Here is a 22,792-nt window from a genome sequence, read left to right on the forward strand (position 1 = left end):
GCACTCCAATCGTGCGGTTGGCGCGGTCCGGTAGGACCACGAGTGGAGCGTTGCACATGGCAATCATTGTCAACATCGGCCGGATGGTCTATTGAAAACGGTTGTCGTTCGGAATAGGTTCGCGGTGCACCCACCGGTCGGGTGACGGGTGTCTGGAGGTTCGAGAACACATGCGAGTGCGTGCGCCCTCACGGGCCGCCGCGTCCCTGTGCGCGGTTCTGCTCGCCGTGACCGCGTGCACCTCGGCAGGGGGCCAACGGGATGGCGACGGCCTGTCCGTGGTCGCCACCACCGAAATCCTCGCCGACCTGGTGCGCAACGTCGGGGGAGACCGCGTCCGGGTCGACTCGCTGGTGCCGCCCGGTGGTGACCCGCACTCCTACGAGCCGACCCCGGCCGACGCGAAGAAGGTCGCCGCGGCGGACGTCACGTTCACCAACCACCTGCTGCTGGAAGAACAGCGGCTGATCAAGGCGATCGACGCCAACGCCCGCGAGGGCACGCCGAACGTCTCGCTGGCCGAGGCGTCGGAAACCTATGGCGCGCACGTGATCCCGTTGGTGGAGAACGTGGGCCTGGACGTGCTGTGGCTGGGGCTGCGCGTGCGCGGCGACGGCAAGCAGCGCGGGGCCACCCGCACGTCGGAGGTGCGGCTGACCGCGACCGCGGTGCAGGGGCCGGGCAAGCTCGTGGCCTACCTGACCGAGTCGTTGGGCAAGCCGGTGGTGTACTTCGACTCCGGCGACGGTGTGTCCGATGTGGACTCCACCACGCTGCCGCCCGCCGCGCACACGCACCTCAACTGGGCGTTCACCGCACCCGGCACCTACCGGTTGACGCTGCGCGCGTCGCTGGCCAACGGTGGTGACCAGGTGCCGCTGGGGGAGAGCACGTTCACGTTCGCGGTGGGCGTCGACCCGACCGGTATCGCGAAGACCGTGCTCAACGAGGGGCACACGGACCTGACGGTCGACCTGGACACCGGTGAGCTGTACACGTTCAACGACCGCGCCGGCGGCACCACCCAAGAGGTCGTGCCCGCTTCGGAGGCCGTCATCGAGGTGCCGAACAAGGCGATCACGACGGTGCCGGACGACGCCCGGTTCGCGTTCCTGGGCGCGGGCGGCGCGTCGGTGCACCAGCTGCCGCAAGCGGTGCTGGGCAAGCACGTGCACGGCGAGATCGACCCGCACCTGTGGCAGGACGTGCGCAACGGCCGTGCCTACGCCGAGCTGATCCGCGACACCCTGCGCACCGCCGACCCGGCAGGTGCGGCGGACTACGACCGCAACGCCCGCGAGTACCTCGCCCGGCTCGACGAACTCGACAAGCGGGTCCGCGAGACCGTGTCGGCCGTGCCCCGCAACCGTCGCCACCTGGTCACCACGCACGACGGTTTCGGCTACTTCGCCAGCGCCTACGACCTGACCGTGGCCGGGTTCGTGGTGCCCAACCCCGCGCAGGAACCCAGCGTCGAGGACGTGCGCAAGCTGACCGAGACCATCCGCAACCTGAAAGTGCCCGCCGTGTTCATGGAACCCAACCTCGCCCAGCGCGGCTCGGTGCTCACCCAGGTCGCCCGCGACCAGGGCGTCCAGGTGTGCCTGCTCTACGGCGACTCCTTCGACGAACGCACCCGCAACTACGCGGACATGATGCGCCACAACGCGGAGGAGATCGCCCGGTGCCTCGCCTGATCCGGGTCGTGCTCGCGACCGCCGCCGCGCTCCTGCTCGTCCCACCGGCCGCGCACGCCGACGCGCCGGTCGTCATCGCCGACGGCCACGTGGACCTCGGTCCGCGGCTGGTCGACGGTCGGTGGACCCTCCAGATCCGTGACGACACCGGTGACGGTCCGGTGTGGCGCGAGCCCGCGCACGTGGTGCTCCAGGTAGTGGATGCGGCGAAGACCACCGTGCCCGACGACCCCGCGTACGCGTTCCTCGGCGAGCCCGGCGCCGACGTCTGGGTGCTGCCGCAGGTCCAGGACCAGCGGGTGGTGTGGCCGGGGTGGAACACCCAGGACCCCAGCATCGCCGAGGTCGTCGGCCGGGAGGTGGACTGGCGCCTGCACGGCGTCGAAGGCCCCGGTCGCTTCGAGCTGTTCCTCACCGGCAACTTCGGCGCGCCGGAGACCATCTTCAGCAGTGACCGCCCCTACCCGCAGGAGACCGGCGTCGAGGCGGGCACCCACGTGCACGGCAACTGGGTGTTCACCGCACCCGGCGCCTACTCGCTGGACGTGGAGATGGCCACCGCCGACGGCCGCGCGGACCGCGCGACGCTGCAGGTGCACGTCGGGCCGGGCGATCCGGCGACGGCGTTCACCACCGAGCCCGGCGCACCGCCGTCCGCCACGACACCGGCACCGCCCGCCGACGGCCCGCCTTGGCTGTGGATCGCGGTCGGTGGCGTGCTCGTGGCCGGCGTGGCGGCAGCACTCGTCGCCCGTTCCCACCGGAGGACTCATGACTGACCCGGCGCTGGACATCACCGGCGTGACCGTGCACCTGGGCGGACGCGAAGTGCTGTCCGATGTGGACTTCCGACTGCGGTCCGGCGAGCTGGTCGGCTTGATCGGTCCCAACGGCGCGGGCAAGACGACGTTGCTGCGCACCGCGCTCGGCCTCGTCCCGGTCCACCGGGGCACGGTCGTCGTCAGCGGCCGTACCCCGCGCCAAGCGCAGGGAACGCTGGGTTACGTGCCGCAACGCCACGAGTTCGCCTGGGACTTCCCCATCACGGTCGAGGGCGCGGTCGCCACCGGCCGCACCCACCTGACCGGCTTGCTGCGCCGCCGCACCGCACAGGACCGCGAAGCCGTCGCCGATGCCCTGGGCCGCGTCGGCATGGCGGAGCTGCGGACCCGACCGGTCGGCGAGCTGTCGGGCGGTCAGCGGCAACGGGTGCTGGTCGCGCGGGCACTGGCCCTGCGGCCGCGGGTGCTGCTGCTGGACGAGCCGTTCACCGGTATCGACGCACCCACGCAGGAGTTGCTGAGCGCGTTGCTGGCCGAACTGCGCGACGAAGGCGTGGCGGTGCTCATGACCACCCACGACCTCGCCGCCGCCACCGCGCTGTGCAGCCGGCTGTGCCTGCTCAACCGCACGGTCGTGGCCGACGACGAGCCCGCGGCGCTGGCCGACACCGACATCTGGCTGCGCACCTTCGGCCTGGACCGGGCCGAGCAGCTGCTCAAGGCGTTGGGGGTGACCGGGTGAGCGCGGCCTTGGAGTTCCTGACCGCGCCGTGGGAGTACGACTTCTGGCGGCGTGCGCTGCTGGTGGCGTTGATGTCGGGGTTGGTCTGCGGGGTGATCGGCAGCCACGTGGTGCTGCGCGGCATGGCGTTCATCGGCGACGCCGTCTCGCACGCGGTCTTCCCCGGAATCGCGGTCGCGTTCGTGCTCGGCTCGAACCTGGTGCTCGGCGGCGCGGTCGCGGGCGTGATCACCGCGCTGCTCATCGCGGTGTTCACGCAGAACCGCAGGCTCAAGGAGGACTCGGTCATCGGGATCTTCTTCGCCGCCTCGTTCGGCCTGGGCATCGTCATCCTCAGCACCGCGCCCGGCTACGGCGGGTCGCTGGAGTCGTTCCTGTTCGGGTCGATCCTGGGCATCAGCGACTCCGACGTGGTGTCGGTGGCGGTGATCGGCGCGGGAGTGCTGCTGTGCACGGCGCTGTTCAACAGCCGGTTCGTGGCCGCGACGCTGGACCGCGAACAGGCTCGCGCGGTGGGTCTGCCGGTGTTCTGGCTGGACGTGGTGCTGCACGTGATGGTGACCCTGGCCATCGTCATCTCGTTGCAGGCCGTGGGCAACATCCTGGTGCTCGCCCTGCTGGTCACCCCGGCTGCCGCGGCCCGCCTGCTCACCGACCGCCTCGGCGCCATGATGCTGCTGGCACCGTTGATCGGCGCGGGCGGCAGCGTGATGGGCCTGTACCTGTCCTACGCGTTGGACCTGGCCGCCGGCGGCCTGATCGTGCTGACCCTCACCGCGATCTTCCTGCTGTGCTGGCTGTTCGCACCCCGCCACGGCCTGCTCACCCGAACCCGCGGCACCGCCGCCACCGCCACGCCCGCCGTGCTCGCCGAGGAGAAGTCGTGACCCCGAACCGGACCGGCGCGCTGCTCGGCGTGGCCGCCGCACTGCTGATGACCGCGCCCGCCGCGATTGCCGAACCCGAACCGAGCACCCCGCCCGACGTGCCCACCGCGGACGCCGTGCTGGACGTGGAAGCCGGCTCCCTGGAGTTGGACGCGCCGCCCGACGCCCTGGCGGTCACCGCCGAGGCCGCACGGGTGGAGCTGACCTGGGACACCACCGCCATCGAACCCGGCTCCGTGTTCGGCGACCGGGTCGAACTGCGCGTCTTCCTCACCGCGTCCGAAGTGGAGACGCCCCACGGCGAGCCGGTCACGGTCCCCGTCGCCGCGAGTGGAACGTTGAGCGTCGACGTGCCTGCTCCGGGCGAGCACCTGCTCCACGTCGAAGCCTCGGCCCACGCGCTCGACGGCCGGCCGCTGGCCGTCGAGCGCGACTACCGGCTGGTCGTCACCGAGGTGGCCCGGCCGGAGGTGGTCCGGCCCGAGGTCGCCGTCGAACCCCGGGCGCTCCCGCAACTCCCGGCACTCGCCGCACCACAACCGCAGGTCGCCGCCGTCGCGCAGGAGCCCACCGCCACCGGTCGGGTGACCCTGGAGCGCGGCCACGTGGACGCCGTCGCCCCCCGCCTGCTCCCGGACGGCCTGCACGTCCAGGTCAAGGACGGCACCGCCACCGGCGTCACGACCTGGCGCGAACCCGCCGACGTCGAGTTCCGCGTCACGGCCGCCGCCCGCACCGAACTCCCGGCGCAACCGGCGCTGTCCTTCCTCGGCGGTGCGGGCAAGCAGATCTTCCTGCTCCCGCAGACCCAGAGCGCGGACCTGCTGTGGACGGGCTGGAACACCGAGGAACTGCGCCCGGCGGACGTCGCCGGCCCGGTGACGTGGACGCTGACCGCGGTCGACGGACCCGGACCGTTCGGCCTGTTCACCACCGGCTCGTTCGGCGCACCGCAAGTCATCTTCAACAGCACCGACGGGCTGCCCGACACCCTGTCCGTCCCGCTGGGCACCCACGCCCACGCCAACTGGGCGTTCGCCGAACCCGGCCGCTACCGGCTCACCTTCGCCGTCACGGCGACCGGTGCGAACGGCGCCACGCTGACCGACACCGAGACCCTCACCTTCGTCGTCGGTGACGGCACCGGTGCCCCGGCCCAGCAGCAGCCGGGCAACACCGGCCGACAGACCGGCACGCCCAACCGCCTGGCCTCCACCGGGCCCGAAGCGCTGCCCGCCACCGCCGGTCTCGCGCTCGTCCTGGTCGCGACGGGCACCGCCGCCCTCGTGCTCGCCCGCCGCCGCCCCGCCAAGGAGACCCCGTGACCACCCCGACCCGCGTGAGAGCCGCCGCGGCCGCGCTCGCGGTCACCGCCCTCGCCGCGCTGTCCCTCGCACCGGCCCTCGCCCAGGACTCCACGACCGTCGTGGACGTGGGGCACGTGGACCTGCTCGCACCGGTCATCACCGACGGCGTGCTGGACATCCGCTACAAGGACGGCAACACCACGCCACCGACCGTCCGCGATCCCGAACAGGTCGTCACGCACGTCAAGCCCGAGTCGCGCATCCAGGTGCCCGAGCTCCCCGACTACGCCTTCCTCGGCCCGGTGGGCAGCGACCTGTGGCTCATCCCCGAGATCCAGGACCCGAACGTGGTCTGGGCGGGCTGGAACACCGAGTCCCTGACCGACGACCAGGTCGACCCGGACTCGGTGCGCTGGACCCTCGACGCGATCGGCGGCGACCTGCCCGACAGCGCCGCGCCCGGCAAGCTCACCGTGTTCCAGAGCGGACCGGTCGGCGAACCGCTGCCGCGCGTGTTCGACACCGCGAACCCGCTGCCGCAGCAGTACCCGCTGGTGATCGGCACCCACGCGCACGCCAACTGGACGTTCTCCGCCGAGGGCGTCTACCGGCTCACCTTCACCGTCACGGCCACCACCCCTGACGGGACGCCGCTGAGCGACACCACGACCTACGCCATCGCCGTCGGCGCGGTCGACCCCACCACCGTGAAGCCCGGCACCGGGACCGGTCCCTCGACGACGACCACCACGACTACGACAACAACGACCACCACGACGACGACGACCACCACCACCACCACCACGGGCACGACGACGACAACAACCGCGCCGCCCACGTCGTGCGTGGTCCTCAACGACGGCCACGTGGACCTCATCGCCCCACGGCTGCTCGACGGCACCCTGACCACCCAGGTCAAGGACGGCACCGCCGGTCCCGACCGGGCCGTGTGGCGCGACCCGGCCGACGTCGTGCTGCACCTGGTCCCCGCCGCGCGCAACACCGTGCCCACCGATCCCGCCTACTCGTTCCTGGGCACGCCGGGCGCACCGGTCTGGCTCATCCCGCAGACCCAGATCCCCGGCATCGTGTGGGCCGGCTGGAACACCGAGTCGCTGAGCCCGCAGGACGTCACCGGCGGCGTAGACCTTCGCATGACCGCCGTGGACGGTCCCGGCCGCCTGGGCATCTTCCTCACCGGCATCGCACCGGTCGTGCTGGTCGACTCCGGCGACGGCCTGCCCGACACCACCGCCGTCCCGCTCGGCACCCACGCGCACGCCAACTGGGGCTTCGGCGCGGAGGGCACCTACCGGATCACCATCGAGGTCACCGCCACCCTCGCCGACGGCCGCACGGTCACCGACAGCGACGTGTTCACCATCGCCGTCGGCGACGTCGACCCCACCGCCAACGGCGCCTGCACACCCCCGACCACGACCTCTGCCACCACGGCCACCGCCACCGGCCCGACTTCGACCACGTCACTGGTGGCCGCCGCACCGAAGACCGGCCTGGCTTCCACCGGCGTCGGTTCAGCGGGCACGGCCGTGCTGCTCGCTCTGCTGCTCACCGCCGCCGGCCTCGTCACGGTGCTCCTAGCCCGCCGCAAGCGAGTAAGCTGACGCGGGAGAAGGCACGAGGCCTTGGCCCATCGACGCGCTCGACGCGCTCGGCGACCCACTGCCGGCCTCCGGGATTCACCCGGTCGAGCGATCAACTCCGGCAACTTTTCTGCCGACGATTTCGTTGCCGGGAAAGAAGGAGGCGGCGGCGCGGCACCCGAACCGTCGACTTCGGCCGAGCCCCAGCCGGTTCCGGTGTCCGCCGGGTACGTCGCCGCTCGACCACGGGTCACCGAGTGCGCTGCACCTCGCGCAGGTCGATGATCCGCTCGCAGCGGGCGAGGGTGGCGGGGCAGGGTGGCGGGGCGGTGGGCGATGACCAGGACACCGACGTGGTCACCTGCCGAGGTGAGCGCGGCGGTGATGGCGGCGTCGGGGTCGAGGTTGGCGGTGGCCTCGTCCAGGATGAGCACGCGGGGTCGACGTCCAGGATGAGCACGCGGGGGTCGACCGGCAGCGTGCGGGCGACGGCCACCCGTGCCCGCTGGCCACCGGCCAGGCCCGCGCCGGCCTCACCGACGACCGTGTCGAGTCCGGCGGAGAGCCCGGCGCGCGGACGACCGCGGACGAACAGCGATGACGAAACCGATCACTCCGGGAGCACGGGGCCGCGAGAGCGTAGGGAGCAGAGGGCCGCGAGAGCGTAACCGCATCTGGTAACCGTTCTCAATAGTGATGCTGGTCGTGATCGCGGTGCCTGGCCTGCCCCGTCGTCCCCGCTGCGGGGACGGGCCGCCGGGAAGTGGCGGCCCGTCCGGTCAGCGTCCCTGGCTGGGGTAGGGCAGCAGGGCCATCTCGCGGGCGTTCTTGATGGCCGTGGTGACCTGACGCTGTTGCTGCGGTGTCAGGCCGGTGACGCGGCGTGAGCGGATCTTGCCGCGGTCGGAGATGAACTTGCGCAGCAGTGCCGCGTCCTTCCAGTCCACGTCGGTGATGCCCTCCTTGTGCAGGAGGTTCGCCCGGCGCTTCGGTGCGCGTTCGATCCTGGGCATCCGGCTCACCAGCTCGACTTGTTGACGCCGGGCAGCTCGCCGCGGTGCGCCATCTCGCGGAGTCGGATGCGGGACAGGCCGAACGCGCGGTTGAACGCCCTGGGGCGGCCGTCCACGGCGTCGCGGTTGCGCAGCCGGGTGGGGCTGGCGTCGCGCGGCAGCTTCTGCAGCGCGCGCAGGGCTTCGTCGCGGCGCTCGGGGTCGAGTCGGATGATCTCCTTCAGCTCGTGGCGCCGCTCGGCGAACCGGGCGACGACCTCGCGTCGCTGCCGGTCCTTGGCGATCTTGGACTTCTTGGCCATCAGCGCTCCTCCTTGAAGTCGACGTGGCGGCGCACGACGGGGTCGAACTTGCGCAGCACCAGGCGGTCGGGGTCGTTGCGGCGGTTCTTGCGGGTGACGTAGGTGTAGCCGGTGCCCGCGGTCGACCTCATCTTGATGATCGGCCGGACGTCGGTGGACTTGGCCATCAGACCTTCACCCCCTGGCGGCGCAGCTCGGCGACCACGGACTCGATGCCGCGCTTGTCGACGGTCTTGATGCCCTTGGTCGACAGGGTCAGCACCACGTACCGGTTCTCCGAGGCCAGCCAGAACCGGCGGCGCTGGGTGTTGGGCAGCCAGCGGCGCGAGGTGCGCCGGTGGGAGTGCGAGACCTGCTTGCCGAAACCGGGTTTGCGCCCGGTGACCTGGCAGTGCCGTGCTGACACGCTACCTCCAGTGTGAAACGACAATCGTTTCCGTTAGGCTAGCCCACATGGGAACCGAGGTCCTACTGGTGGCCGGGCTCGCGCCGCACGACGTGGCCGAGGAGGTCTGGCGCGCGTCGCCGGGTTCGGTGTTGGTGCGCCACGACCTGCGCGACCTCGCGCACGGTGTAGTGCGGCGGTGGGTGGACGGCGATCTGACGGTGTTGGAACTCGCGCACGGGTGCGTGTCGTGCACGCTGCGCCTGGAACTGCTGCCGCTGCTGGAGCGCCTGGGCGGTCGGGTGGTCGTGCACCTGGACCCGGCGTTGGAGCCGGAAGCGGTGTGCTTCGCCCTGCGCGAGGTGGACATCCGGGTCGAAGCCGTGGTCACCGTGGTGGACCGGGAGACGTGGTTGGCCGACGCGACCGGTGACGACACGCTGGACGACCGCGGTCTGGGTGCGGCCGAGGCTGATGACCGCACGGTGGCGCAGGTGGTCGTGGGGCAGGCGGAGTTCGCCGACGCGATCGTGCTCACCGGTGCCGGTGCCGACCCGGTGCTGGACGCCGTGCTGGACCGGCTCAACCCGCTCGCGCCCCGACGCCGCCGGGAGGCCCTGGACGTGGCCGAACTGCTGACCGCGATCCCCGAGGGCTCCCGCCGCGGTCGTTTCGACGACGGCTTCGGGCCGTTGTTGCCCGGTCAGCCGCCGCTGGAACCGGCGCACGGCGCGTCCGTCGTGCACTTCACCGCGCGGCGCCCGTTCCACCCGATGCGGCTGCACCGGGCCGTCGACGTGCTGCTCGACGGTGTCGTGCGCACGCGCGGCCGGGTGTGGGTCGCGAGCCAACCGGACGTCGCGCTGTGGCTGGAGTCCGCCGGAGGTGGCCTGAACATCGGCAACCTCGGTGGGTGGCTCGCGGCGGTGGAGGACTGGTCCGACGTGCCCGCCGAGCGCCGGGCGATCGCCGCCGCGACGTGGGACGCCGAGTTCGGCGACCGGTCGCAGGAAGTCGTGGTCATCACGGCCTCGGCGGACCCGGAGGAGATCACGACGGCCCTGCGCGAGGCGCTGGTGACCGATGAGGAACTGGCGTTGGCCGACGAACTGGAGTTCGTCGACCCGTTCGCCGAGTGGCACGACGAGATGGAGGAGTTGTGAAGCAGGGCATCCACCCCGACTACCACCCGGTGGTCTTCCAGGACCAGGCGACGGGCAAGGCGTTCCTGACCCGGTCCACGGCCACGTCCACGCGCACGGTCGAGTGGGAGGACGGCAACACCTACCCGCTCATCACCGTCGACATCACCTCCGACTCCCACCCGTTCTGGACGGGCAACCAGCGGGTCATGGACACCGCCGGCCGCGTCGAGAAGTTCAACCGCCGCTACGGCAAGAGGAACCGCTGACATGGCCGTCCCCAAGCGCAAGACCTCCCGCAGCAACACCCGCCACCGCCGCTCCCAGTGGAAGGCCACCGCTCCCGACCTGGTGCCGGTGACCACTCTGGACGGCCGCAAGCTGATGGTGCCCCGCCGCCTGGTGCCCGCCTACCGCCGCGGACTGCTCTGATCCGACGACCGTGGCGTGGAGGAGGCCCCATCCCCGGCTTCCTCCACGTCGCCGGATCACGCTCGCGCCCGGAAATTCCGTTGACCGGCGGTCGGCGGGCTGAACATCATGGCCGCCATGCAGCAGTGACCAGTGACGCTCGGAGAGGTTGACGGCGGGTTCGACTCACGTCCCGCCGCCCTCCGCCGTGCCGCTCGAAGCCCGCACCGCCTGATCGGCGCGGGCCGTTCGCCACTGGTTCCGAGGCGATGGACCCGCACCACGCCTCCTGCACGAGCACTGGAGTCCACCGCAGCCATGAGCGACCTCCGCCGTACCTTCCTGCCCTTCGAGCTCGACGGCTCCGGCATCCACCCCGAAGCGCTCTGCGACCTGGGTTCGCGCGCCGTCCGCACACCGAAGGCGCCCGTCCGCATCCACGTTTCGCTGCTCGAACGCGACCGGCGGCGGATGTTCGAGGGCGACGAGCACGTCCACGGTCCGTCGTCCGGCCGCGGGCGTCACGCCACCCGCCAAGGCCGCGTGCGGGCCCGCCGGGAGCGGCACCTGGGCACCGGCACCCGGTATGCCGTGCTCCGCGCTCGTCTGCGGGGTCGGGGTCGCCGTCAACTGTGAACGTCCGAACGTTCGGGGGTTGACGGGTTCGGACGGCCTGATTACGTTCGCTCGGGCTCTGGGCGGCCGTGTGTCACGATCGTTCGCCCTCGATCGGGGGATTGGCGTCAACGGCAGTGAACGCGGCCAGTGATCAGACCGGCAACCAGGCGGAGTCCTCGATCGCACCGGGTGGGCGGTTCGCCTGGCTGGTGGCCGCCTACGGGGTCTCCACCTGCGGCAACTACCTGAACTTGGTCGCCCTCGCGCTGTTCACCTACGAGGTGACCGGCAGTGGGCTCGGGGTCGGGTTGGTGGCCGCCCTGCGCCTTGTCACGGGGAGTCTCGCCGGGTTCGCCGCCGGTGCGCTGGCCGCGAGGTTCGACCGGCGTCGGCTCATGATCGGCGCGGATCTCGCGCAGGTCGTGGCGATGACGGTCCTCGCGGCCACCACCCGCGCCGCCGACGTCGTGGTGCTCGGTTGCGCGGTCGCCGTGCTCGGCGCGGGCAACAGCCTGTTCACCGTGGCACTGCGCTCGGCGGTGCCGGACGTGGTGGGTGCGGCGGCGAGGGTCCGGGCGAACGGCATGCTCGTCACGGCGAAGTCCGTGGCCATGGTGTGCGGTTTCGCCGGTGCCGGTCCCCTGATCGGCATCGGCGGTTTCGCGGCCGCGTTCGCCTTCAACGCGGCGACGTTCGTCGTGTCGGCCGTCGCGCTGGCCCTGATCCGGTTCCGCGCCCACGAACCGGCGGACGTGGCACCGGCCACCGCCGGGGCCGGGCTCACGCTGGCGGGTCTGGCGCCGGTCGTGCTGTTGATGCTGGTGCTGCGAGGGGTCGACGCGTTCGCGTCGTCCTCGCACAACACCGCCCTCCCGGTGTTCGCGGCCACCACGCGACCGGACGGGGCCGCGACGTTCATGAGCTACTTCTGGGTTGCCTGGGCGGTGGGTGTGTTGTGCGCCCACCGCGTCGTGACCCGGTGGGGTGGCCTCGGCACCGCCCACCGCCTGGAGCGGGCTTTCGGCTTGGCCACGTGCGCGATGGCGGTGTCGTTCACCCTGGCGTTCACCGGGCTGCCCGAGATCGCGATGGCGCTCGTCGTCCTGGTCGCGGGCCTGGCCGACGGCGTCACCGAGATCGCCTACGTGTCACGCCTGCAAGAAGCGCCCGACCACCTGCGCACGCGGCTGTTCGGCCTGTCCGCGACGATCGAGACCTCCGGTTTCGCCCTCGGCATGGCGGCGGCGGGCGCCTTGCTGGAAGTCCTCCCCGCCCTCGCGGTCGTGGGCCTGCTGCACGGGCTGGCGCTGTGCGCGGCGACGGCTTTTCTGTTGTTCACAACCCGCTCGTCGGCCCACGGGTCGAGCGGTGGTACCAGGAGGCGGGAACGTGCCCGTGCGCACCACTTACCAAGGTCCTGAGCTCGAACCGACCGAGGACGACCCCGGCTCCGCGGTGGCGGCGCTGACCCGCGCCGCGCGGACGCGACCGGACGCCGGGGTGGTCATCGTCGGCGCGGACGGCACGGCCGACCTGCTGACCTACCCGCGGCTGCTGGACCGGGCACGACGAATCCTCGGTGGCCTGCGGGCGCACGGCGTGAGGCCGGGGGACCCCGTCCTGCTCTGCGGACTGCCGCTGGACGACTTCTTCCCGTCGTTCTGGGCGTGCGCACTCGGCGGATTCCGACCAGCCATGATCGCCGAGCCCGTCGAGGAAGGCTCGCCCGTCGCGGAACGGTTGTCGCACACCTGGACGTTGCTGGGGGAGCCGCTGGTGCTCGCCGGTCCTCCGACGGCACGGTCGCTGGCCGGGTTCGCGCCGGACGTCCGAGCGGTCACGGCGGACGAGTGCGCGGAGCACGAACCCGCCCGCGAGCACCCGGAGGCGGCGCCGGACGACGTCGTGCTGCTGATGCTGTCCTCCGGCAGCACGGGCGCGCCGAAGGCGATTTCCCTGACCCAGCGGGCGTTGGTGCTGTTCGCGGCCAGTTCGAGGCGAGTCCTGGACGTGCGGCCCGAGGACGTGACGCTGAACTGGTTACCGCTGGACCACAGCGGGTCCTTCCTGCTCTACCACCTCATGGCGGTGTTCGTGGGCTGCACGAACGTCCACGTGCCCACCGAAGTCGTGTTGGCCGACCCGCCGCGCTGGCTCGACCTGATGGCGGAGCACCGCGCGAACCACAGCTGGGCGCCGACCTTCGCCTTCCAGCTGATCGCCGACGCGGTCGCGGACCGGGAGCCGGACTGGGACCTCTCCGGCCTCAAGTCCCTGATGTGCGGTGGAGAGCAGATCCTGTTACCGGTGTTGCGACGGTTCCTCACCGCGTTGGCGCCGTGCGGTGTCGAGGAACACGTCGTGGTGCCCGCGTGGGGCATGGCGGAGACCACCACGGCCATCACCTACGGCAGGCTGGACCGGCCGGGCACCGTGCTGCGCGTGCTGACCTCCAGCCTCGCCGGCCCGCTGGTGCACGCCGACGACGCGGCGCCCGACCAGGACTGCACCACCTTCGTCGCGGTCGGGGAACCGGCGCACGAGACGAGCCTGCGCGTGGTGGACGAGCACGGCTCGGCGCTGCCCGAGGACCGGATCGGCAGGCTCCAGGTCCGGTCGGCGCGGGTCACCCCGGGCTACCTGAACAACCCCGAGGCGACCGCGGCGGCGTTCGTGGACGGTGGCTGGCTGGACACCGGCGACCTGGCCTTCCTGTCCGGAGGACAGCTCGTCATCACCGGGCGGCACAAGGACGTGATCATCCTCAACGGGCACAACCACTTCGCGCACGAGATCGAGAGCGTGGCCGCGACGGTCCCCGGTGTCCGGATCGGCGACGTCGCCGCCTGCGGGATCCCGGACGAGCGCACCGGCAGCGAATCGCTCGCCGTCTTCTTCGTCAGCGTCGGCACCGACGACGCGCGGATCGCCGGTGAGGTCAAGCGCGCCCTGTACGGCAGGCTGCGGTTGACCGCGGCGCACGTCGTCCCGGTCGCGGACTTCCCGCGCACGCCCGCGGGCAAGGTGCAACGCGCGAAGCTCCGCCAACGCCTGCTGTCCGGTGGTCCGAGGCGCGACGCGGTCGGGTTTCGACGGGTGGTGGCCGATGCCGTCGCCAAGGCGGCCGGGCGACGGGTCGGTGACCGGGAACCGTTCTACGAAGCCGGGTTGTCGTCGGTGTCCCTCGTCGCGCTCCGGCAGCACCTGGAATCCGAGTTGGACCGGGGAATTCCGCCGGCGCTGCTGTTCGAGCACCCGACGATCGCCGAGCTCGCCGAGCACCTGACCGGTGACCGGCCGTCGGTGCCGCCGCCCGCACCGGACGCGCCGCCGGACACCAGGATCGCGATCATCGGGATGGCGGCGCGGTTCCCCGGAGCGGCCACGGTCGAGCAGTTCTGGGCCAACCTGCGCGCGGGCGTGGACAGCACCCGCACCTTCACCCCCGACGGGGCCGCAGCGGCGGGTGTGCCGCCGGAGCTGATCGCCGACCCGGACCGCGTGCTCGCCATCGGGGCGCTCGACGACATCGACGCCTTCGACGCGGAGTTCTTCGGGATGACACCGCGTGAGGCGGAGTTGACGCACCCGGCGCAGCGGCTGTTCCTCCAGTGCTGCTACCACGCGTTGGAGCAGGGCGGTTACGCGGCCGGCACGGATGCCCGGATCGGCGTGTACGCGGGCTCGGGCATGAACCTCTACGGACACCAGAGCGCACCGGCGACCGGGACGGGCTTGCAGGCGACCATCGGCCGGGAACCGGACTTCGTCGCGACGAGGGTGGCCTACCGGCTCGGGTTGACCGGACCCGCGATCGGCGTGCGGACCGCGTGCTCGTCGTCGCTGGTGGCCGTGCACCTGGCGGTGCAGGCGCTGCTGAACGACGAGGCGGACCTGGCGTTGGCGGGCGCGGCCGCCGCGCACGTACCCCAGGAGGCCGGTTACCGGTGGGAAGCGGGCTCGATCCTGTCGCGCTCCGGGCGTTGCCGGCCGTTCGACGCGCGTGCCGACGGCACCGTCGGCGGCAACGGCGTGGCCGCGGTGCTGCTGAAGAGGTTGGACCGGGCGCTCGCGGACGGCGACACCGTCCACGCGGTGATCCTCGGGTCGGCGGTCAACAACGACGGCGCGAGCAAGGTCGGTTTCGCGGCACCCGGTGTGGCGGGCCAGGTCGACGTCGTGCGGCGCGCGCTGCGTCGCGCCGGGGTGCCGGGTGACTCGCTCTCCTACGTCGAGGCGCACGGCACGGGCACCGAGCTGGGCGATCCGGTGGAGTTCACCGCGTTGTCACGGGTGATCGGCGCGGACACCGAACGCCGCGGGTTCTGCGCGCTGGGATCGGTGAAGGGCAACGTCGGCCACCTGGACAGTTGCGCGGGCATGGCCGGGCTCGTCAAGACGGTGCTGATGCTGAAGCACGGCGAACTGGTGCCCACGCTGAACCTCGAACAGCCCAACCCGCAGCTGCGCCTGGTGGACAGCCCGTTCGTGCTCGGCACCGCGCTGAGGAAGTGGACGACCGAGGGCGTGCCACGACGGGCGGGCGTGAGCGCGCTCGGCGTGGGCGGGACCAACGCGCACGTGGTGCTGGAGGAACCCCCGGTCCGGGAGGAACCGGCGCCGTTCGCCGATCCGGTGATCGTGCCGCTGTCCGCCCGTGACCCCCAGTCGCTCGCCGTGCTGGCCGACCGGTTGCGCTCCCACCTCGCCGCCCACCCGGAGCTCCGCGCGGTCGACGTGGCCACGAGCATGGCGCTGGGCCGCCCGCACCTGCCGCACCGGCTGGCCGTGGTCGGTTCCGACGCGGCCGGGTTGGCGAACCGGCTCGCCGAAGCCGGACGTCGGGGCGAGCGCGAGCCGTTGGGGGAACTCGTGTTCGCGTTCCCGGGGCAGGGCGTCGCCCGGTTCGGCATGGCGCGTGAGCTGTACTCGGCGTTCCCGGTCGTGCGCCGGGTGCTGGACGAGTGCGAGCAGGTGTACGTGGCCGAGTTCGGGGCCGGCCTGATCCGGCTTCTCCTCGACCCGGACGCGCGGCCCGACGAGGTGTGGCCGACCGAGACCGCGCAACCGGCGCTGTTCGCCTTCCAGGTCGCGCTGGGCCGGCTGTGGGAGAGCTTCGGGGTCCGGCCGGCCCTCGTCACCGGGCACAGCCTCGGCGAATACGCGGCGCTGTGCCTGGCCGGTGCGCTCTCCCTCGCGGACGGCGTGCGGCTGACCGGGGCGCGTGGCCGGCTGGCGGCGCGGTGCGAGCCGGGTGGCATGCTCGCGGTGTGGGCCGACTCCGCGGTGGCCGAGCGGATCGCCCGTGCCGGCGGCGTGGAGGTCGCGGCGGTCAACGGTCCGCTCGCGCACGTGCTGGCCGGTTCGGTGGACGGCCTGCGCCATGCTGAGCAGCTGCTCGACCGGGAAGGGCTGCAACGGCGGCGGTTGCCGGTCGACGGCGCCTTCCACACCGCCCTGCTCGAACCCGTGCTGCCCGCGTTGCGGGAACGGGTCCGGTCGGTGTCGCTGGGGCCGACGCGGATCCCGTTCGTCAGCGGTCTCGACGCGCAGGTCCGCCCGGTGGGGTGGCGACCCGACGCCGACTACCTCGTGCGGCAGGCCAGGAACCCGGTCCGCTTCGACCTCGTCCTGTCCACTGTGGACGAGTACTCGTGCCTGGAGATCGGACCCGGCGCGGTGCTCACCAACACCGCCGAGAACGACCGCTGGTCGGCGGGTCTGCGCGTCGGCGAGCACCCGGTGGCCGCGCTGTTGGGTGCACTGGGCGAGCTGTACGTCCGGGGTGTCGACGTGACGTGGCCCGAAGTCGTGCGCGGTGGCCGTCGCGTGCCGCTGCCTGGGTACCCGTTCACCTCCACGCGGTTTCCGACCGTGGCAGCGGGCGAGCGGCCGGTCCCGGCGCGCGAACCGGTGGCGACCGAGGCGCACGACGCGGTGCGCGAGGTGGTGGCCGAGGTGTTCGGGATGCGCCGTGAGGCGGTTCCGCCCGACCGCTCGTTGTTCGAGCTCGGTGCGGACTCCCTGACGTTGATGAACCTGAGCAGGGAGCTGGACCAGCGGTTCGGCGTGCGCGTGCCGATGCGGACCATGTTCACCGGCGCCGACACGGTGCGCAAACTCGCGTCGCTGGTCGAACCCGACCCCGAGGAGGGTCCGGTGCCCGAGCCCGCACCGACGACCGACGCGCGGGACCTCATCGCCCGCCAGCTGTCGCTGAGCGAACGGCTGGTGGGTCTGATGGAACGGCAACTGGCCCTGTTGTCGGTCTCTGACACGGGCGTGGCGAACACCCCGGCTCAGGCACCTCCGGTGAAACACCCGGCGTCACGCACTCGGCCGGAACCGGAACCGGAGCCGGAGCCGGTGCGGGCCCCGCGGCCGGGAGTGACTTGCGACTTCAGCCTCTACTTCTTCGGCGACTACCCCGAGCAGCACGAGCGCGACAAGTACGCGCTGATCAACGCGGCGACCGAGTTCGCCGACCGGCACGACTTCCACGCGGTGTGGTTGCCGGAACGCCACTTCCACTCCTTCGGCGCGTTGTTCCCCAACCCGTCGGTGCTGGCGGCTTCGCTGGCGGCGCGGACCGAGCGGATCCGACTGCACGCCGGTTCGGTCGTGCTGCCGCTGCACAACCCGATCCGGGTCGCCGAGGAGTGGTCGGTGGTCGACAACCTCTCCGGCGGACGGGTGGGCCTGTGCGTGGCCAGTGGTTGGCGTGCGACGGACTTCGCGTTGGCACCGCAGAACTACGGGCAGCACCGGGAACTGGTGCACACGCAGCTGGACACCGTTCGCAAGCTGTGGGCCGGTGAGGCGGTCACGACGACGTCCGGCAGCGGCGACGAGGTCGACGTGCAGCTGTACCCGCGACCGATCCAGTCGAGCCCTCCGCTGTTCCTGGCGGTCGTCGGCAACCCGGACAGCTACCGGCGTGCTGCCGAGGAAGACCTCGGCGTCGTCACCAACCTCATGGCCCAGACCGTGGACGAGCTGGCGGACAACATCGCGCTCTACCGGCGAACCCGAGCCGAGCGGGGACTCGATCCCGCGGCGGGCCGGATCGTGGTGCTGGTGCACACCTACCTGGGCGCCGACGCCGAGCAAGCGCGCGCCGAGGCGTTCCAGCCCTTCTGCGACTACCTGCGCTCGTCGCTGTCGCTGTTCAACCAGGTGACCAACAGCCTCGGCTTCGACATCGACCTGGACGACGCGCCCGCCGAGGACGTCGACTTCCTGTTGGAGCAGGCGTACCGGCGCTACTGCGCGTCACGGGCGTTGATCGGCAGCGAGCGGACCGCCGCCGAGGTGGTCGACCGGCTCGTGGCCGCCGGTGTGGACGAGATCGCCTGCTTCGTGGACTTCGGTGTGCCCGCCGACGACGTGCTCGCCGCGCTGCCCGCGCTGGACCGGCTGCGGATCCGGTACCGGTCACGGCCGTTGCCGCTGTCACCCGCGCAGCGCCGGATCTGGTTGCTGGAGCAGATGTACCCGGACAGCAGCTCCTACCACGAACCGAAGGCCATCCGGTTCGACGGTCCGCTGGACGTCGACGCGCTCGTCGGAGCGCTGGGCCGTGCCGTGAACCGGCACCCGGAGCTGCGCACGACCTTCGGTGACGTCGCGGGGGAACCGCACCGGCTGGTGCTGCCGGAGATCGACCTCGACTGCCCGGTCCTGGACTTCACCGGCTGTGACGAGCAGGACGCGTTGCGCGCGGTGCTGGACACCGAGGGCAAGCGGGTCTTCGTGCTGTCCGAAGGACCTCTCATCCTGGCCCGGCTCCTGGAGCTGGGGCCGGAGCGGCACCTGTTGTTCCTGTTGGTGCACCACATCGTGTTCGACTCGTCGTCCACCGCGGTGCTCGTGCGCGACCTCGCCGCCTACTACCGGGCCTGGCCGGAGCACCCCGCGGACCTGCCCCCGGTGGCCGTCCGGATACCGGTCGAGGCCGACCCTGCGGCCCGCGAACGCGATCTGGCGTTCTGGCGGCGGGAGCTGGCCGACCTCCCGGTGCTGCGGCTGCCGACCGACCGACCCCGGCCCCGGCTGCGGACCGGTGCGGGAGCGAGCACGACGCGGGAGTTCGGGCCGGACCTGCTGCGCGACCTGCGCCAGTTCGGTGCCGAACAGCGCACGACGGTGTTCATGTCGCTGCTCGGCGCGATCGGCGTGGTGCTCGGCACGTTCAGCGGCCGGTCGGACGTCGTGGTGGGCACGGCGGTGGCGAACCGGCCGCCGGGTGCCGAACGGGAGGTCGGACTGTTCCTCGACACGGTCGCGGTTCGCCTGGACCTGTCGGGGGACCCGGCGTTCACCACCCTGCTCCACCGGATCCGGGAGCGCACGACGGCCGCCTACGAACACCGGGAGGTGCCGTTCGACGAGCTGGTCCGTGCGCTGAACCCGGAACGTGACGCGGCCGGCAACCCGCTGTTCCAGGTGATGGTGGAGTTCGAACAGGAAGGCGAGGTGGAGTTCGACCCGCCCGGGTTGTCGGTGCGGCTGCTCGACGTGCCCAGCGACCGCGCGCCGTTCGACCTCTCCCTCTACTTCACCCAGCACAGCGGTGGCGTCCGGTGCGCCGTCGAGTACGACACGGACCTGTTCGACGCGAGCACCGTGACGCGGCTGCTGGACTACGTCGACCAGGTGCTGCGCCACGCGCTGAGCGCTCCGGCGAGCCGGCTGTCCGAGTTGACCACGCTCACCTCGGCGGACCGCGCGGCCGTGAGTTCCTGGCAGGGCGCCCCGGTCGAGCCACCCGACGTGTGCCTGCACGAGCTGGTCGAGCGCCGAACCGACCGTGCCCCGGACGCCGTCGCGTTGCTCGGCGACGGCGTGGAGGTGCGATACCGGGAGTTGGACGAGCGCGCCAACCAGATCGCGCACCGGTTGCGTGCGCGTGGCGTCGGGCGTGGTGACGTGGTCGCGGTTCTCCTGCCACGTGGCCACGACCTCATCACGGCGGTGCTCGGGGTGCTCAAGAGCGGCGCGGCGTACCTGCCCCTCGACCCGGGCCTGCCCACCGCTCGGGCGGCCTTCTACGTCGAGGACAGCGCGGCGAAGCTGCTGCTCACCACCGCGGCGATGTCGGCGGCACACCCGGCTTTGGCCGAAGTGCCGGTCCAACTGGTCGAAGACGTCGACCGAGGGCTGCCCGTCGGCCCGGTCCCCGGCCGCACCGGCCCGGACGATCCGGCGTACTGCATCTACACCTCGGGCTCCACGGGTCGACCCAAGGGCGTCCTCGTGCCGCATCGAGGTCCGGTGAACCTCGTGCGTTGGCACCTGGGCAGGCACGAACCGCTGCGCACCGCGCAGTGGACCTCGCTCTCCTTCGACGTGAGCGTGCAGGAGGTCTTCACGACCCTCGCGGCCGGCGCGACGCTCGTCCTGGTGGACGAGGAGGCGCGCCACGACTTGGCCACCGTCGTGGCCCGGTACCAGGTGGAACGGCTGTTCCTGCCGTTCACGCCCCTGAAGTACCTGGTGGAGGCACAACCCGAACTGCCTTCGCTGCGCGAGGTCTGCTCCGCGGGAGAACCGCTGGTCCTCACCCCCGCGCTGCGGCAGTTCCTGGCCAGGCACCCCGAGTGCCGCCTCTACAACCAGTACGGGCCGACCGAGGCGTCCGTCATCGTCACCTCGCACCGCGTGGACCCGGAGGGCGAGCCGCACCCGCCCATCGGCACGCCGATCGACGGCGTTCGGCTGAGGGTCGTGGACGCGTCGGGGAGGGACGTCCCGGTCGGCGTGGCCGGTGAGCTCCACATCGGTGGCCTGCCGGTCGCCCTGGGGTACGTCGGCCAGGACTCGACGGCGTTCGCCCCCGACCCGGACGAACCCGGTGCGCGGGTCTACCGGACCGGCGACCTGGCCCGGTGGCGGTCCGACGGGACGGTCGAGTTCCTCGGCAGGCTGGACGACCAGGTGAAGATCCGCGGCCACCGGGTGGAGCCCGGCGAGGTGGAAGTCGTGCTGGCGGGCCTCGACGGCGTCGCGAACGCCGCGGTGGTGGTCCGGTCCGACGTCCGGGGTGAGCCGGAGTTGGTGGCCTACGTCGTGCCGGAACGTGAGGCGACCGACGTGGCCGCGTTCGGGCGGGAACTGGCGCGGGTCCTGCCGGACTACCTCGTACCGCGGCGGTGGGTCGCCCTGGACCGGTTGCCGTACACGGTGAACGGCAAGCTGGACCGCGACCGGCTGCCCGGTCCCGGGTCCGACACCTCCGACGAGGGTGACGCCCCCGCCACCCGTGCCGAACGCCTGTTGCACGACCTGTGGCAGGCGGAGCTGGGCGTGGCCGCGGTGCCGGTCACCCGGTCGTTCTTCGAACTGGGCGGGCACTCGCTGATCGCGCTGCGCGTGGTGAACCGGATGGCCCGGGAACACGGCGTCGAGGTGTCCATGACCGAGTTCTTCCGCACCCCGACCGTCCGCGGCTTGGCACGTCGCCTCGAAGCGCACCAAGGCGCCGCGGTGGTCGACACCGCCCCGATGCCGTCGAGCATGCGTCGGCTGTGGCGACGGCACCACGAGCGGACGGACCCCTCGGTCTACAACGTGGTCCAGCGCGTCGACATCGACGGCGAACTCGACCCCGCCGCGTTGGCGCGGGCGTTCCGGGAACTGGTGCGCAGGCACGCCGCGTTGCGCGGCCGAGCGGTGCGACGCGACGGTGACCTCCTGGTCGAGGTGCTCGACACCGTGGAGGTGGACCTGCCGGTCACCGACCTCGCGGGCGGTCCGCGGGAGGCCGACCGGTGGTGTCGGGCGCAGGGTGACGCCGCGTTCTCCCTCTCCGAGGCTCCGCTGTTCCGGCTGCGGCTCGCCAGGCTCGACGGCGCGCAGTGGGTGCTGGTGGTCGTGCTGAACCACGCGATCTGCGACGGGTGGTCGCTCGGCATCCTGTGGCGTGAGCTGACCGAGCTGTACGCCGCGGCACGGTCCGGTTCCGAGGCGGCCCTGCCGCCGGCGGGCCTCCCGTACACCGACTACGCGCGTTGGGAACACCAGCGGCTGAACGGAGAACGCCGGGCTGAGCTCGAACGGTTCTGGCGGACCGAGCTCGACGGCGTACCACTGCGACCGGCGTTGCCGGTGGACCGGCCGCGCCCGGCACGGTTGTCCGGCCGCGGGGGACTGCACGAGTTCGTCATCGGCGGCGAGGTTGCCGATCTCGTGGGACGAGTCGCCGTCGACCTCGGCACCACCCCGTACACCGTGCTGGTCAGTGCCTACGCCGTGTGGTTGGCCGCGTTGTGCGAGCAGCCCGAGGTGGCCGTGGCGGCGTCGAGCGCGAACCGGTTACGGCCTGAACACGAAGACATCGTCGGTTTCATCGGCGACGCGGTCCTGCTGCGGGCGCGCGTGTCCGAGGCGGCCGACTTCGCCGAACTGGTCGCGCAACTGCGGAGCACCCTCTACCGGGCGCTCGACCACCAGGAGCTGCCGCTGACCGAGGTCGTCCGGCTGCACGACCCGGACGCGGCGGACTCGCTCTTCCCGACCACGCTGTTCACCGTCGTGACCACACCGCCACCGACGTTCCCGCACGCGACCTCCGTGGTGACGACGCCGACGCGACCAGGACTGGCGCGCAACGAGCTCTACGTCGTCCTGGTGCCGTCGGACCACGGGATCCACGTGGTGATCGAGTACTCGACGGACCTCTACGACGACGCGACCATCGTGTCCATGGGTGCCACGTTCAGGGAAACGCTGACGTCGCTGCTCAGCGACCCCGGACAACCGCTGAGGTAGGAACGCGCGGGCCCGAGGGGTTTCCGCCGGATCCCGTGCCGAGGCGGGCGATGACGTCCGCCTCGGGGGTCCGGCGTCCACTGCTGCCGGCCGTACTCGGCGGCGGAAGATCCGATCCACCATTGCGCTCGCC

The 22,792-nt window shown here is 71.9% G+C and carries 16 protein-coding genes and 1 pseudogene; 12 read left to right on the forward strand and 5 right to left on the reverse strand.

Annotation, left to right across the window (positions count from 1 at the left end; genetic code table 11):
* Positions 1 to 170: 170 nt before the first annotated feature.
* The 6 genes from A6A25_RS24430 to A6A25_RS24455 are packed head-to-tail and all read left to right on the forward strand — an operon-like array spanning position 171 to position 7,040.
* Entirely contained in the window at positions 171 to 1,697 is a 1,527-nt protein-coding gene (locus A6A25_RS24430; RefSeq protein WP_073893596.1) for an anchored repeat ABC transporter, substrate-binding protein, read from the forward strand.
* Positions 1,685 to 2,476, forward strand: a complete 792-nt coding sequence (locus tag A6A25_RS24435) for a choice-of-anchor M domain-containing protein (protein ID WP_198932845.1) — start codon at positions 1,685 to 1,687, stop codon at positions 2,474 to 2,476. Before A6A25_RS24430 ends, A6A25_RS24435 begins: the two co-directional genes overlap by 13 nt.
* Positions 2,469 to 3,221, forward strand: coding sequence for an anchored repeat-type ABC transporter ATP-binding subunit (locus A6A25_RS24440; RefSeq protein WP_073893598.1), 753 nt, complete (start codon positions 2,469 to 2,471; stop codon positions 3,219 to 3,221). Before A6A25_RS24435 ends, A6A25_RS24440 begins: the two co-directional genes overlap by 8 nt.
* On the forward strand, positions 3,218 to 4,108 hold the full coding sequence (locus A6A25_RS24445; RefSeq protein WP_073893600.1) for an anchored repeat-type ABC transporter permease subunit: 891 nt from the start codon (positions 3,218 to 3,220) through the stop codon (positions 4,106 to 4,108). The genes A6A25_RS24440 and A6A25_RS24445 overlap by 4 nt, the downstream gene beginning before the upstream one ends.
* A complete protein-coding gene (locus tag A6A25_RS24450) occupies positions 4,105 to 5,433 on the forward strand; it encodes a choice-of-anchor M domain-containing protein (RefSeq protein ID WP_073893602.1) in 1,329 nt (442 codons plus the stop codon). Before A6A25_RS24445 ends, A6A25_RS24450 begins: the two co-directional genes overlap by 4 nt.
* Positions 5,430 to 7,040 (forward strand): choice-of-anchor M domain-containing protein, encoded by a 1,611-nt coding sequence (locus A6A25_RS24455; protein WP_073893604.1) that lies wholly within the window; start codon positions 5,430 to 5,432, stop codon positions 7,038 to 7,040. The genes A6A25_RS24450 and A6A25_RS24455 overlap by 4 nt, the downstream gene beginning before the upstream one ends.
* A 484-nt stretch (positions 7,041 to 7,524) precedes the next feature.
* Here A6A25_RS24455 and A6A25_RS46675 read toward each other — a convergent pair.
* The 5 genes and pseudogenes from A6A25_RS46675 to rpmB form a co-directional block, all read right to left on the reverse strand.
* Positions 7,525 to 7,614: pseudogene (locus tag A6A25_RS46675) on the reverse strand (hypothetical protein); the annotation flags it as partial.
* Positions 7,615 to 7,798: 184 nt separating this feature from the next.
* Positions 7,799 to 8,032, reverse strand: a complete 234-nt coding sequence (gene rpsR, locus A6A25_RS24465; protein ID WP_143193365.1) for a 30S ribosomal protein S18 — start codon at positions 8,030 to 8,032, stop codon at positions 7,799 to 7,801.
* A 5-nt stretch (positions 8,033 to 8,037) separates the two neighbouring features.
* Positions 8,038 to 8,334 (reverse strand): 30S ribosomal protein S14, encoded by a 297-nt coding sequence (rpsN, locus tag A6A25_RS24470; RefSeq protein ID WP_073893610.1) that lies wholly within the window; start codon positions 8,332 to 8,334, stop codon positions 8,038 to 8,040.
* Positions 8,334 to 8,501: a 50S ribosomal protein L33 gene (rpmG, locus tag A6A25_RS24475; protein WP_053715063.1), complete on the reverse strand. Its 168-nt coding sequence runs from the start codon at positions 8,499 to 8,501 to the stop codon at positions 8,334 to 8,336. Before rpmG ends, rpsN begins: the two co-directional genes overlap by 1 nt.
* Complete coding sequence (gene rpmB, locus A6A25_RS24480) at positions 8,501 to 8,740, reverse strand: 50S ribosomal protein L28 (RefSeq protein WP_073893612.1); 240 nt, start codon at positions 8,738 to 8,740, stop codon at positions 8,501 to 8,503. Before rpmB ends, rpmG begins: the two co-directional genes overlap by 1 nt.
* A 47-nt stretch (positions 8,741 to 8,787) precedes the next feature.
* On the opposite strand from rpmB, the gene mrf reads away from it, so the two are divergent.
* The 6 genes from mrf to A6A25_RS24510 all read left to right on the forward strand — a co-directional run bounded on the left by mrf (position 8,788) and on the right by A6A25_RS24510 (position 22,659).
* Positions 8,788 to 9,882, forward strand: coding sequence for a ribosome hibernation factor-recruiting GTPase MRF (mrf, locus tag A6A25_RS24485; protein ID WP_073893614.1), 1,095 nt, complete (start codon positions 8,788 to 8,790; stop codon positions 9,880 to 9,882).
* Positions 9,879 to 10,130: a type B 50S ribosomal protein L31 gene (locus tag A6A25_RS24490; protein WP_073893616.1), complete on the forward strand. Its 252-nt coding sequence runs from the start codon at positions 9,879 to 9,881 to the stop codon at positions 10,128 to 10,130. Before mrf ends, A6A25_RS24490 begins: the two co-directional genes overlap by 4 nt.
* Before the next feature lies 1 nt (position 10,131).
* Complete coding sequence (gene rpmF, locus A6A25_RS24495; RefSeq protein ID WP_073893618.1) at positions 10,132 to 10,293, forward strand: 50S ribosomal protein L32; 162 nt, start codon at positions 10,132 to 10,134, stop codon at positions 10,291 to 10,293.
* Between the two features lie 297 nt (positions 10,294 to 10,590).
* Positions 10,591 to 10,908, forward strand: a complete 318-nt coding sequence (locus A6A25_RS24500) for a hypothetical protein (RefSeq protein ID WP_073893620.1) — start codon at positions 10,591 to 10,593, stop codon at positions 10,906 to 10,908.
* Positions 10,909 to 11,009: 101 nt separating this feature from the next.
* Positions 11,010 to 12,311 carry an MFS transporter gene (locus A6A25_RS24505; RefSeq protein ID WP_198932846.1) on the forward strand — a complete coding sequence of 434 codons (1,302 nt, stop codon included), beginning with the start codon at positions 11,010 to 11,012 and terminating at the stop codon, positions 12,309 to 12,311.
* Positions 12,280 to 22,659 carry a non-ribosomal peptide synthetase/type I polyketide synthase gene (locus A6A25_RS24510; RefSeq protein WP_198932847.1) on the forward strand — a complete coding sequence of 3,460 codons (10,380 nt, stop codon included), beginning with the start codon at positions 12,280 to 12,282 and terminating at the stop codon, positions 22,657 to 22,659. Before A6A25_RS24505 ends, A6A25_RS24510 begins: the two co-directional genes overlap by 32 nt.
* Positions 22,660 to 22,792 lie beyond the last annotated feature (133 nt).

This window comes from Saccharothrix sp. CB00851, from assembly GCF_001905065.1.
GTDB lineage: Bacteria > Actinomycetota > Actinomycetes > Mycobacteriales > Pseudonocardiaceae > Actinosynnema.

Coding starts and splice junctions, on each gene's coding strand:
- A6A25_RS24430 (WP_073893596.1), top strand. CDS start 171: ATGCGAGTGCGTGCGCCCTCACGGGCCGCCGCGTCCCTGTGCGCGGTT.
- A6A25_RS24440 (WP_073893598.1), top strand. CDS start 2,469: ATGACTGACCCGGCGCTGGACATCACCGGCGTGACCGTGCACCTGGGC.
- rpsR (WP_143193365.1), bottom strand. CDS start 8,032: ATGCCCAGGATCGAACGCGCACCGAAGCGCCGGGCGAACCTCCTGCAC.
- rpsN (WP_073893610.1), bottom strand. CDS start 8,334: ATGGCCAAGAAGTCCAAGATCGCCAAGGACCGGCAGCGACGCGAGGTC.
- rpmG (WP_053715063.1), bottom strand. CDS start 8,501: ATGGCCAAGTCCACCGACGTCCGGCCGATCATCAAGATGAGGTCGACC.
- mrf (WP_073893614.1), top strand. CDS start 8,788: ATGGGAACCGAGGTCCTACTGGTGGCCGGGCTCGCGCCGCACGACGTG.
- rpmF (WP_073893618.1), top strand. CDS start 10,132: ATGGCCGTCCCCAAGCGCAAGACCTCCCGCAGCAACACCCGCCACCGC.
- A6A25_RS24500 (WP_073893620.1), top strand. CDS start 10,591: ATGAGCGACCTCCGCCGTACCTTCCTGCCCTTCGAGCTCGACGGCTCC.